Annotated in this window: 14 protein-coding genes; all 14 read left to right on the plus strand. The window is 40.6% G+C overall.

Annotation, left to right across the window (positions count from 1 at the left end):
- Nucleotides 1-427: 427 nt before the first annotated feature.
- Nucleotides 428-1,309 carry a YicC/YloC family endoribonuclease gene (locus tag EO121_RS01700; RefSeq protein ID WP_127165573.1) on the plus strand — a complete coding sequence of 294 codons (882 nt, stop codon included), beginning with the start codon at nucleotides 428-430 and terminating at the stop codon, nucleotides 1,307-1,309.
- Between the two features lie 24 nt (nucleotides 1,310-1,333).
- On the plus strand, nucleotides 1,334-1,966 hold the full coding sequence (gene gmk / locus EO121_RS01705; RefSeq protein WP_127163531.1) for a guanylate kinase: 633 nt from the start codon (nucleotides 1,334-1,336) through the stop codon (nucleotides 1,964-1,966).
- Nucleotides 1,967-1,996: 30 nt separating this feature from the next.
- Nucleotides 1,997-2,209 carry a DNA-directed RNA polymerase subunit omega gene (gene rpoZ, locus EO121_RS01710; protein ID WP_009354099.1) on the plus strand — a complete coding sequence of 71 codons (213 nt, stop codon included), beginning with the start codon at nucleotides 1,997-1,999 and terminating at the stop codon, nucleotides 2,207-2,209.
- Nucleotides 2,210-2,389: 180 nt separating this feature from the next.
- Nucleotides 2,390-2,884, plus strand: a complete 495-nt coding sequence (locus tag EO121_RS01715) for a YajQ family cyclic di-GMP-binding protein (protein WP_127165575.1) — start codon at nucleotides 2,390-2,392, stop codon at nucleotides 2,882-2,884.
- A gap of 54 nt (nucleotides 2,885-2,938) precedes the next feature.
- Nucleotides 2,939-4,057: a cobalt-precorrin-5B (C(1))-methyltransferase CbiD gene (gene cbiD, locus EO121_RS01720; protein WP_126940365.1), complete on the plus strand. Its 1,119-nt coding sequence runs from the start codon at nucleotides 2,939-2,941 to the stop codon at nucleotides 4,055-4,057.
- Nucleotides 4,033-4,659: a precorrin-6y C5,15-methyltransferase (decarboxylating) subunit CbiE gene (gene cbiE, locus EO121_RS01725; RefSeq protein ID WP_126940364.1), complete on the plus strand. Its 627-nt coding sequence runs from the start codon at nucleotides 4,033-4,035 to the stop codon at nucleotides 4,657-4,659. Before cbiD ends, cbiE begins: the two co-directional genes overlap by 25 nt.
- The gene (gene cbiT / locus EO121_RS01730; RefSeq protein WP_062402561.1) at nucleotides 4,656-5,237 is read left to right on the plus strand and encodes a precorrin-6Y C5,15-methyltransferase (decarboxylating) subunit CbiT; all 582 of its coding nucleotides are present in this window, start codon (nucleotides 4,656-4,658) and stop codon (nucleotides 5,235-5,237) included. Before cbiE ends, cbiT begins: the two co-directional genes overlap by 4 nt.
- Before the next feature lies 1 nt (nucleotide 5,238).
- Nucleotides 5,239-5,997: a precorrin-4 C(11)-methyltransferase gene (gene cobM / locus EO121_RS01735; protein WP_127010810.1), complete on the plus strand. Its 759-nt coding sequence runs from the start codon at nucleotides 5,239-5,241 to the stop codon at nucleotides 5,995-5,997.
- Nucleotides 5,997-7,097 carry a cobalt-precorrin 5A hydrolase gene (locus tag EO121_RS01740; protein WP_240629373.1) on the plus strand — a complete coding sequence of 367 codons (1,101 nt, stop codon included), beginning with the start codon at nucleotides 5,997-5,999 and terminating at the stop codon, nucleotides 7,095-7,097. The genes cobM and EO121_RS01740 overlap by 1 nt, the downstream gene beginning before the upstream one ends.
- Nucleotides 7,094-7,783: a precorrin-3B C(17)-methyltransferase gene (cobJ, locus tag EO121_RS01745; RefSeq protein WP_240629359.1), complete on the plus strand. Its 690-nt coding sequence runs from the start codon at nucleotides 7,094-7,096 to the stop codon at nucleotides 7,781-7,783. Before EO121_RS01740 ends, cobJ begins: the two co-directional genes overlap by 4 nt.
- On the plus strand, nucleotides 7,780-8,556 hold the full coding sequence (cobK, locus tag EO121_RS01750; protein ID WP_062402572.1) for a precorrin-6A reductase: 777 nt from the start codon (nucleotides 7,780-7,782) through the stop codon (nucleotides 8,554-8,556). The genes cobJ and cobK overlap by 4 nt, the downstream gene beginning before the upstream one ends.
- Entirely contained in the window at nucleotides 8,543-9,208 is a 666-nt protein-coding gene (locus EO121_RS01755; protein WP_062402575.1) for a precorrin-8X methylmutase, read from the plus strand. The genes cobK and EO121_RS01755 overlap by 14 nt, the downstream gene beginning before the upstream one ends.
- A gap of 35 nt (nucleotides 9,209-9,243) precedes the next feature.
- Nucleotides 9,244-10,206 carry a FecCD family ABC transporter permease gene (locus tag EO121_RS01760; protein WP_370447193.1) on the plus strand — a complete coding sequence of 321 codons (963 nt, stop codon included), beginning with the start codon at nucleotides 9,244-9,246 and terminating at the stop codon, nucleotides 10,204-10,206.
- Entirely contained in the window at nucleotides 10,206-10,979 is a 774-nt protein-coding gene (locus EO121_RS01765; protein WP_127165579.1) for an ABC transporter ATP-binding protein, read from the plus strand. The genes EO121_RS01760 and EO121_RS01765 overlap by 1 nt, the downstream gene beginning before the upstream one ends.
- Nucleotides 10,980-11,135 lie beyond the last annotated feature (156 nt).

Here is an 11,135-nt window from a genome sequence, read left to right on the forward strand (position 1 = left end):
TGCAATTACACTTCTTTTTTATACAAATGGAATAGGTAATTTGTATAAATTTACGAAAAATAATTGATATTACATGGTACCTTACTAAAGATACCCTATTCTTATACTATCTATTAGTAAGAGAAAAGTTTAAAAACTATCACTATACTAGTATACACTAATCTAGTACTAGTAGATATAGGTAGGTTTTGAATTAAAGGCATGACACCCAAAATATAGCTGAATAGAGACATCGTTAAACTTGATGTTTCATTGAGAGCGATATATAAGAGAAGGATAATGCATATCTGAATTAGTAGTGAAATAAAATTTCTAACTATATTAACGTTATGGTAGATATAGATTAGAGCAAATAAAACGTTTTATTTTTAGTCTTACCGTGCTATACTGAAAGGTAAGAAATAGAACGGAAACGCGAGGTAAATCCATGAACAGTATGACAGGCTTTGGTCGCGGCATAGTGACTACAGAAACAGGAAGTTTCCAAGTAGAGATTAAAACGGTAAACACAAGATATTGTGACATTACTATTAAAAGCCCTAAACAATTTAATATCTTTGAAGACAAAGTTCGACGCCTAATCCAATCTGCTTTTCAACGTGGTAAGGTAGAGGTGTCTATTTTATATAAAGAATCCAGCGAGCAAGAAAAAAATTTAGCTATGAACCGTGCTTTATGTAAACAAATCAAACAATTTTTAGTAGAAGAAGGATTTTATGCAGATGTGAAAGAGGTTCCTTTATCGGCAATTATGTCCATTTCTTCAGACTGGATTACTGTAGAAGAACCACCTGCTGATGAAGAGGCGATGGGACGATCTTTAGAAGAGGCAACAAAGTTGGCCATTGACGGTGTTCTTAATATGCGTGCTAAAGAAGGCATTGCGATGAAAGAGGATATTACGAAACGCCTACAAGGGATTGAAACATTATTCGCTTACATGGAAAGTCGAAGGGATGTGGCTCTAGCACATCATGAAGAGCGATTATTGCAACGAATCCAAACTATGCTAGATAAAGTGGGCGTAGATTTTCAAGAAGAACGGTTTATGCAAGAAGTGGCTATTCTTTCAGATAAAGTAGATATTTCAGAAGAGATTGCCCGATTTGCCTCACATGTGGTACAATTAAAGGAAATCCTTGAGGAAGAAGGACCTATTGGGCGGAAGTTAGATTTCTTGTTACAAGAAATGAACCGTGAGGTCAATACAATGGGATCTAAGGGGAATGAAATTACAATTGTAGATACAGTTGTACAGCTGAAAGTAGAGTTAGAAAAAGTAAGAGAGCAAATCCAGAATATAGAATAATGTGTAAGTAGTATTGGAGTTATCATGTCTGATAAAGGAATATTAATCGTCATTTCAGGACCATCTGGGGCAGGAAAAGGCACGATTTGTGCAGAACTCCGTAAACAAATGCCGAATTTGGTCTATTCTGTATCGATGACCACACGTCAACCACGAGTAGGGGAAGAAGAGGGCGTTAGCTATTTCTTCCGAGATGTAGATACATTCGAAAAATTAATCAAAGAAGATGCATTCTTAGAATATGCAAAAGTGTACGATAATTACTATGGTACACCGAAAGAGCACGTCATGAACTTACTAGAAGAAGGTAAGAGTGTGATTTTGGAGATTGATATTCAAGGAGCTATGAAGGTAAAAGAATCCTACAGCGATGCTGTCTTTATCTACGTTGTGCCGCCATCCTTAGATGTGTTAACATCTCGTTTGCATGGTCGTGGTACGGATGATAAAGAAGTGATTCATAAACGTTTATCTTTAGCTTGTTCAGAATTAGCATTAGCACATCGTTATGACTACATAGTGGTGAATGATGATTTGGAAGATGCCATTGAACGAACAGCTTCTATCTTGCGAGCTGAAACATGTAAGATTAGTCGCAACAAAGAAAAGATTCAATACATTTATAAACGGTATAGCAATGAACAAGGACAGCAATAATATAGTAAGTAGATAAAGGAGACGTTCATTATGATGGTAGAACCGCATTTAAAAGATTTAGAAAAACAGGTGGACAGCAAATACACGTTGGTAACATTAGCAGCTAAGCGTGCTCGTGAACTGACAGATGGAGATCCATCCCTTGTAGGTGAAGTAGGAACAGAAAACCCTGTATCTATTGCTTTATATGAAATCGCTGCAGAACAAGTAGGTTTCGAACGCACTAAAGATGGTGTGAAATAAGTTTATATTATGATGATAAGATACCTAATGAATAGAGGAATCAAAGCTGTATTCATTAGGTATTTTTTTAACGTATACTACATTCCTAAAAGCTATAATAAAAGCACCTGAAAAGGTAGAAAATATAAGGTATTTAGGGTATAATTAAACTGTTCATGTAAATAATTATTGGAGGTTTATATGGCTAAAGATTGTTCATTTGATGTTGTATCCGAAGTGGATATGCAAGAAGTAGATAATGCAGTAAATCAAACGAAGAAAGAAATCGGTACACGCTATGATTTTCGTAATAGCAAAGCAGATATAGAACATGATGGTGATACCATTAAAATTCATTGTGATGATGAATATAAATTAGGAGCCATTATTGATGTCCTAAAAGGTAAAATGGTAAAACGTAATGTAGCCATTAAAAATTTAGAGTATGGTAAAATTGAACCAGCATCTGGCGGCACTGTACGTCAAGTTGTGACTATTAAGAATGGTATCTCTAAAGAGGTGGCTAAAGATGTTGTCAAATTAATTAAAAATATGAAATTAAAAGTGACGGCTCAAATTATGGAAGACCAAGTACGTGTAGCAGGAAAAGATAAAGATCAATTGCAAGCAGTGATTACTATGCTTCGTGAACAAGATTTACCTGTGGAATTACAATTTGTGAATTTCCGATCTTAATTAAATAAAGGAGCATCACCCAATGGATGCTCCTATTTTATCATGTGAGGGACTATGAACGTAGAAGATATGCGTGGTGGATACACCACTGGTTCCTGTGCAACAGCAGGGGTAAAGGCTGGACTCCTTGCTCTCATTGAAGAAGAAATTGTAGATCAAGTTTCTATACGAAATCCTCAAGATGCATTCATTGATGTGCCTATTTCTAAGGTTGAGGTTCTCTCTCCTGCAGAAGTAATGGTGACAGTTGTAAAAGACGGTGGTGATGATCCAGATGTGACCCATGGTACAGATATTGTGACCACGGTAACATTAAATCAATCAGGAGCCATTACGTATGAAGCTGGGTTTGGAGTGGGTATAGTGACTAAGCCGGGCCTAGCCTTACCTGTAGGAGAACCTGCTATCAATCCAGGGCCTAGAACGATGATTTCCTATGTATTCGAAGAGCTCGTACCAAAGGGCATGGGCATTCATGTGAAAGTATCCGTACCAGCTGGGGAGACCTTAGCTAGAAAGACATTAAATGGTACTCTTGGTATTGAAGGTGGTATTTCCATCATTGGCACCACAGGTATTGTAAAGCCAATGAGTGAAGAAGGGTTCAAAAACTCCCTAGTACCGCAATTGCGTGTCATGAAAGAAGCAGGCTATACAACGGCTATCTTAGTGCCGGGTCGTATTGGTCAAGAAATCGCAAAAGAACAACTAGGAATTTCTATCAATCAAATGGCAGAAACAAGTAATTTTATTGGCTTCATGCTAGAACAATGTGTCAAAATTGGATTTAAAAATATCCTCATCATTGGTCACATTGGTAAAATTATCAAATTGGCTAGCGGCAGCTTTCATACCCATAATCGCATGAGTGATGGACGTATGGAAACGATTGTAGCTTATGCAGCCTTAGAAGGGGCATCTCGAGAAGTTTGTGAAGAATTGATGGACTGTCGCACAACAGAGGCTGCCATGCCAATTATTGAACGGGAACACTTAGAGGGCATTTATCAGCGTGTAGCGGATCGAGCGTCCTTGCGTTCTATGCGCTATATTGCGCAAGATGCAAAGGTTGGTATTATCATATCTACCCTAGATGGCACTATATTGGCCGTCGATGAGGTAGCGAAGGAAATAGGAGAAGAAGAATCATGGCACATACCTTGTATGTCGTAGGTATTGGCCCTGGGAACCCAGAGTATGTAGTACCTAGAGGATTACATCTAATCAAGCAGGCTAAAGTTCTGGTAGGAAGTGAGCGAGCATTAGAAGATTTTGCTCAGCCAGGTCAGGAAACCTTTCCTATTGCGAAACTAGCACCTATGGCAGAGTGGATGGGACAGCAACTACAATCCAATGACATTGTAGTCTTAGTCAGCGGTGATACAGGATATTATTCTTTATTGCCGTATTTAAAAACTAAGTTTCCTAACCATCCTATCGATGTAACACCAGGAATTAGCTCTATGACATTTGCCTTTGCTAGACTTGGAGAAGTATGGCACAATGCAGATTTAATGAGCTTTCACGGTCGTCGACCAGAGGAAACAGATTTGTATTATGCAGAAGGACGTAAGTTAGGTTTCTTAACGGATCCTGAACAAAATCCTGCCTATATTGCAAGATATTTAATCGAAGAGCATGGTTGGCCGAAGAATACAAAAGCGGCAGCCTGTGAACGATTGAGTTATGAAGATGAGCGTATTGAACGCGGTACATTAGAAGAATTACAAAAATTGGAGGGCTTTGGGCACTCCGTAATGGTGGTATTAGGATGAGACATTTTTTTGGAATTGAAGACGAGGAATTTATTCGTGGCGATGTGCCAATGACGAAAAAAGAAATTCGTATGGTAGTCATGAATGCAGCTCGTGTGGAAGAAGATAGCGTGGTTCTCGATGTGGGAGCTGGTACTGGTTCCATTTCGATTGAAGCTGCCATAGCTGCTCCGAAAGGACATGTATATGCTATCGAACGCTTTGAAAAAGCAACAGATTTAATTCGCCAAAATCAAGAAAAATTTGGTGTAAAAAACTTAACAATTATTGAAGCCAAAGCACCAGAAGGTATGGAAGATTTACCAGAATTAGACGCTGTTATCATCGGTGGTAGTGCTGGTGGTATGGGGACGATTATGGACGAAGCCACACGGTTGTTAAAAGTGGGCGGTCGTCTTGTAGTAACCGCTGTGACTATGGAAACAGGCTATACGATTTTAAAAGAACTAAAAGGTAGACCGTATACTTATGAAGGATTTCAAATGCAAGTGAGCCGCTTTAGAAAGGCTGGCCCGTACCATTTGTTAAATCCATTGAGCCCTATTTTTATCGTAACTGCAGTGAAACAGGAGGCATAATATGGCACAAGTACATATCGTGGGCGCAGGTCCTGGCGATCCAGAGTTAATTACCCGTAAGGGATATCGATTAGTACAAGAAGCAGACGTAGTCATCTACGCTGGTTCCTTGGTGAATCCAGCAATTTTAGAAGCTTGTAAAGAAGGTTGTGAAATACATAATTCTGCATCTATGAGCTTAGATGATGTATTAGCAGTTACAAAAGCTAGTGTGGCAGAAGGTAAAACAGTGGTGCGTTTACACACTGGTGACCCTGCTATCTACGGAGCGATCCAAGAGCAGATGGATGCTTTGAAAGAAATGGGTATTACTTATGATGTAACACCTGGGGTAAGCTCTTTCTTGGCAACGGCAGCAGCCTTGCAACAAGAGTACACATTGCCTAATGTAACGCAAACTGTCATCATCACTCGTATGGAAGGCAGAACACCTATGCCTGAAAAAGAAAAATTATCTATGCTAGCTAGCCATGGTGCGACTATGTGTATTTTCTTGTCTGTCCAAATGATTGACAAAGTGGCGGCAGAGTTAATTGAAGGTGGCTATGATAAAACGACACCAGTGGCCATCGTTGTGAAAGCATCTTGGCCAGACCAACGCATTATTCGTGGCACATTAGAAACGATTGCTGATGTGGTGGCAGAAGAAGGTGTTATTCGCCAAGCCATGATTGTAGTAAGCCGTGTATTAGATACAGATTATGAACTATCTAAACTCTATGACAAAGGCTTTGCTCATATGTATCGAGATGCTAAGTAATGAAGATTGCTATCGTATCTGTTACAAAACGTGGGGCTAAGCTAGGCCAACAAGTACGCAGCGCCTATATACAGGAACATGCGGTGGACTGTTATGAAAAAGAAGAACGTGAAAGTGGAGACACAGCCATATCCTTTTCTTCCTTGAAACCATATATAGAACAGTTGTGGAAAGACTATGACCGTATCTTATTCATTATGGCCACAGGCATTGTAGTGCGTATGATTGCACCTTTCATCAAGCATAAATCGGAAGATCCAGCTATCTTGGTAATGGATGAAGGTGGTCACTTTGTGATAAGCCTATTATCTGGTCATTTAGGTGGCGCTAATGAATGGACTAGCGAAGTGGCTATGATTACGGGGGCTACTCCGGTGATTACGACAGCTACAGACGTGAATCAGTTGCCTGCACCAGATGTATTAGCCAGAAAAATCGGCGCGAAGGTAGAAGACTTTTCTATGCTTATTAAGGTGAATGCAGCCATCGTCAATGGAGAAACTGTCAAATATTATTTAGATAGTACTTTGGCAGATGACTTTGAAAGTGCTGTGCAAGCACATAAAGTGGACTATGTTCTCTTTCATCCAGAGGAAACGTTCCCATGGGGGGATGAGCCAAAGATTGTGATTACAGATAGAACCATTGATTGCGTAGGTGTCACACTAGTGCTACGACCACCGACTATGACGGTAGGCATCGGATGCCGTCGTGATACACCGAAAGAATTGATACTTTCAGCCATAGCAGAATCATTGCAAAATGTAGGACGATCCCCATTAAGTGTTAAAGGAGCGGCCTCAGTCATTGTAAAAGCCGATGAAATAGGATTATTGGAAGCCATGGAAGAGCTAAAATGGCCTATCCAATTTTATACACAAGAAGAAATGGCCCCTTGTATTGAAGAGGCACAAATTATAGAATCAAATTTTGTTAAACAAACCATAGGAGTAGGAAACGTATGCGAAACGACAGCACTATTACTAGCGCAGGGGCAGGAGCTACTGCAACACAAAACAATATTTCCGAGAACAACCGTAGCCATTGCACGGGTACATTACAAGTCATCGGAATCGGACCTGGTAACCCAGAATTCATGACACCAGAAGCACGCGAAGCGATTCTACAAGCTGACCGTGTAGTAGGTTACATTACCTATTTAGATTTGATTAAAGACCTTGTAGCAGACAAAGTCACTGTAGGAACAGGCATGATGCAAGAAGTGGATCGTTGCCAACAAGCAGTGGATTTAGCTGTAGAAGGTTATAAAGTGGTAGTGGTATCCAGCGGTGACCCTGGTGTGTACGGTATGGCTGGACTTGTTATTGAGTTGGCTAACAAAGTGGCAGAGGAAAAACGTCCTCCTGTACATATCGTTCCAGGTTTAAGCGCTGTAAACATGGCAGCAGCTGTGTTAGGTGCTCCATTGATGCATGACTTTGCTGTTATTAGCTTGAGTGATTTGATGACACCATGGGACTTAATCAAAAAACGTGCAGCTCTATGTGCAGAAGGTGATATGGTTATCGCTTTATACAACCCACGCAGTAAAAAACGTGTCACACATTTAGATGAAGTACGTGAACTAGTATTGCAACATCGTGACCCTAAAACGCCAGTAGGCATTGTCCAAAAAGCGGGTCGTGTAGGTCAACATATTATCATATCTGATTTAGAGCATTTCCATAAAGAAGAAATCGATATGCAAACATTAGTTATCATTGGTAACAGCCAAACGTATGTGGAAAATGGTAAAATCATTACGCCGCGAGGATATAAACTGTGATTTGGGTCATAGCGGGTACGCTAGATGGCCGTAATTTGGCGGTAGCAGTACAAGAGCATACAGGATTACCTGTGTTGGTGTCTGTAGTGAGCCAATATGGGGCACAATTAGCATCCCATCCAGGCATTGAAGTCCATGAAGGACGCTTGAATTTAGAGGAGATGAAAGCTCTCATTCAAAATAAAGGCATTACGATGCTCATTGATGCGAGCCATCCCTATGCGGCGATTGTGACTGCCACAGCTCGCGAAGCCGCCGCAGATATGGAAATTCCTTTCATTCGATTTGAACGGAAAGAAGTGCCATTGCCAGAGTATGATAAATTACATCATGTGAGCAATGAAGAAGAGGCAGCTACTTTAGCAGGTGAACTAGGTAAGGTGGTATATCTTACAACAGGTAGTAAGACGATGCATGTCTTTGCCAAGTCTGAAGCTTTACAAGATAAAGAAGTATGGACTCGTGTATTACCGACGGCAGAAGTGCTTCAAATGATGGAAGATTTGGGAGTATCTCCTAAATATACCATTGCTATGCAAGGACCATTTTCTTATGACATGAATAAGGTCATGTTCCAAGATACAAAAGCAGAGGTTGTAGTCATGAAAAATTCTGGCCTTGTAGGAGGTTCAGACACAAAGTTACAAGCTGCTATCGATTTAGATGTTCATGTCATTGTTATCGATCGCCCAACACCGGCGAAAGGAGCAGTGACGATTTCAACAGTAGAAGAATTTAAAACCCTATGGGAGGATTACGATGGATTACATTAAAAACCCGAAAGCAATTGAAGATAAAAGTATGGAAATTATCTATCCATATGTAAAAGATATGGGATTTACTGAGGATGAAATTCGAGTGGTATCTCGTACTATCCATGCGTCTGGTGACGTAGAATATGCGAAATTATTCCGTACTAGTGAAGGTGCTGTAGCGGCAGGTATTGCAGCTGTTAACAATGGCGCTCATGTATATACAGATGTAGAAATGGTTCGTACAGGTATTTCTAAACCAGCATTAAAACTTCATAACAGTGAAGCACATTGCTTAATTCGTGATGAAAAAGTGGCTGAAATGGCAAAAGAATTAGGCGTGACACGCTCTATTGCTGCGATGCGTACATTCGGTAAACAGTTAGAAGGCCAAATCGTGGCAATTGGTAATGCACCAACTGCTTTATACGAAGTATTGCGCCTTGCTTTAGAAGAAGGGATTCGTCCTGCTTTAATCATCGGGATTCCAGTAGGTTTCGTAGGTGCTGCAGAATCTAAAGATTATTTGGCAGAAGTATCTCCAGTTCCTTACATTACAATTCAAGGTAACAAAGGTGGTAGCTCCATTGCTGCATCCGTTGTTAACGCATTGTTCTACACAGATGTAAAACGTAACGACATGTTATTTGTAGAAGGAAAAGAAAAGAAATAATGAATAGAACGAGTCAAACACGCAATGCATGGCGTATGTTTCTCGTTCTAGTGTTTGGGGCAGCAGCGATTGCTGCCCTCATCTTGTCTTTAGTATTTGGGTCCGCCCAGACTACATTGGCTCAAATATGGCATACATTGTGGTCTCCCACTTTATCTGATACAAATTCACTAGTCATATGGAACATTCGCTTACCGAGAAATATAGTCGCGGCCCTAGTAGGCTCGAATCTAGCTGTAGCAGGTGCTATCTTACAAGCAGTTATGAAAAATCCATTAGCAGATCCGCAAATCGTAGGGGTTTCCTCAGGTGCAGGATTAGCTGGTGTCATAGTATTAATTTTATTTCCTTACCTAGAATATGCGGTGCCATTCATCGCCTTTATTGGCGCTTTGACAGCGGCCATACTTGTGTATGCCTTAGCCTGGAAACAGGGTATACGTCCAAGTCGTATTATCTTGGCTGGCGTAGCCGTAGCAGCATTCTTAGGGTCCATGATATCTGCCCTACTCGTATTCTATGGGGATCGAGTGCAAGGGGCTCTATTATGGATGGTTGGCGGTCTAGCTGCTCGTAGTTGGCCGCAAGTATATGTCTTAATTCCGTATACCATAGGGGGCTTGTTATTTGCCTTCTTAGGAGCAAAACGATTGACCATACTCAGCTTAGGTGATGAAACAGCACGCAGTTTAGGCTTAGCCGTTGAAAAAACACGGTTTGTGATGACTGCTGTGGCAGCATTATTAGCAGCCAGTGCCGTATCAGTAGCGGGTTTAATTGGTTTCGTAGGATTAATTATTCCGCACATTGCGCGCATGATGTTGGGCACAGATTATCGCTTCTTATTGCCAGGATCTGCCTTCTTAGGAGCCTTTGTGCTTGTTATCAGCGACACATTGGGACGTACATTATTTAGTCCTATCGAGATTCCAGTAGGCATCATTATGGCTTTCTTCGGCGCTCCATTCTTCTTGTATTTATTGAGGAGGGATGACTAATGAAACCAGTAATTTCTGTGAAAGATTGTCGTGTCTCCTTCGGTGAAAAAGAAGTCTTAAAGAGCATTGATTGGACGGTCTATGAAGGGGAAATCGCTACCTTAATCGGTCCTAATGGTTGTGGTAAAAGTACATTATTACATGCCATTACTAGTGCAATTAAAAGTACCGGAACCATCCAAATTGCAGGGAAAGAGGCAAAGGGCTATTCTAATAAAGAATTAGCTAGATATATGGCATTCTTACCACAAGTACCATCTATCCCGAAAGATATGTTAGTAGAAGAACTTGTCAACTGTGGTCGATTCCCTTACCAATCTTGGTGGAAGCAACAAGAGTCTCATGATAAAGAAGTGGTAGATGCTGCCTTAGAGGCCACACAAGTGAGTCATTTGCGGAATCAGCTAGTATCTTCCTTATCCGGTGGGGAACGGCAACGTGTATGGATTGCCATGGCATTAGCTCAAGAACCAAAAGTACTAATCTTGGATGAGCCTACCACGTATTTAGATATTAACCACCAATTGGAGATTATGGAGTTATTACAGGACTTAAATCGCCGTGAAGGATTAACCGTAGTGATGGTTCTTCATGAATTGAACCAGGCCGCACAATATTCCCAACGGGTCGGTGTACTCTATCAAGGACAGATCTTGGCCGATGGATCGCCAAAAGATGTAATGACAGAAGAATTACTAGAGAAAGTATTTGCTGTTAGAACCGATGTAGAAGTAGGGGAGTTTCCTTATATACGCATACAGGGGTTGTTGTAGTACTTGAGCAAAACTTAGCAAGAGATCTATAACTCTTTATATTGGCATAGTCATAACCATGGGCTATGCCGATTTTTTTGGCTCTTTGTCAAATGTGGGGGCTACTCATATAAAAAGCTCTTAGCACTAGCTATTCAAATAGCTAGTGCTATTCTT

Source organism: Veillonella sp. CHU732, from assembly GCF_003992085.1.
Lineage (GTDB): Bacteria > Bacillota > Negativicutes > Veillonellales > Veillonellaceae > F0422.

What these genes read in the sequence shown, in the direction of transcription:
- EO121_RS01700 (WP_127165573.1), top strand. Translation starts at nt 428, where the DNA reads ATGAACAGTATGACAGGCTTTGGTCGCGGCATAGTGACTACAGAAACA.
- gmk (WP_127163531.1), top strand. Translation starts at nt 1,334, where the DNA reads ATGTCTGATAAAGGAATATTAATCGTCATTTCAGGACCATCTGGGGCA.
- rpoZ (WP_009354099.1), top strand. Translation starts at nt 1,997, where the DNA reads ATGATGGTAGAACCGCATTTAAAAGATTTAGAAAAACAGGTGGACAGC.
- EO121_RS01715 (WP_127165575.1), top strand. Translation starts at nt 2,390, where the DNA reads ATGGCTAAAGATTGTTCATTTGATGTTGTATCCGAAGTGGATATGCAA.
- cbiD (WP_126940365.1), top strand. Translation starts at nt 2,939, where the DNA reads ATGAACGTAGAAGATATGCGTGGTGGATACACCACTGGTTCCTGTGCA.
- cbiE (WP_126940364.1), top strand. Translation starts at nt 4,033, where the DNA reads ATGGCACATACCTTGTATGTCGTAGGTATTGGCCCTGGGAACCCAGAG.
- cbiT (WP_062402561.1), top strand. Translation starts at nt 4,656, where the DNA reads ATGAGACATTTTTTTGGAATTGAAGACGAGGAATTTATTCGTGGCGAT.
- cobM (WP_127010810.1), top strand. Translation starts at nt 5,239, where the DNA reads ATGGCACAAGTACATATCGTGGGCGCAGGTCCTGGCGATCCAGAGTTA.
- EO121_RS01740 (WP_240629373.1), top strand. Translation starts at nt 5,997, where the DNA reads ATGAAGATTGCTATCGTATCTGTTACAAAACGTGGGGCTAAGCTAGGC.
- cobJ (WP_240629359.1), top strand. Translation starts at nt 7,094, where the DNA reads ATGACACCAGAAGCACGCGAAGCGATTCTACAAGCTGACCGTGTAGTA.
- EO121_RS01755 (WP_062402575.1), top strand. Translation starts at nt 8,543, where the DNA reads ATGGATTACATTAAAAACCCGAAAGCAATTGAAGATAAAAGTATGGAA.
- EO121_RS01760 (WP_370447193.1), top strand. Translation starts at nt 9,244, where the DNA reads ATGTTTCTCGTTCTAGTGTTTGGGGCAGCAGCGATTGCTGCCCTCATC.
- EO121_RS01765 (WP_127165579.1), top strand. Translation starts at nt 10,206, where the DNA reads ATGAAACCAGTAATTTCTGTGAAAGATTGTCGTGTCTCCTTCGGTGAA.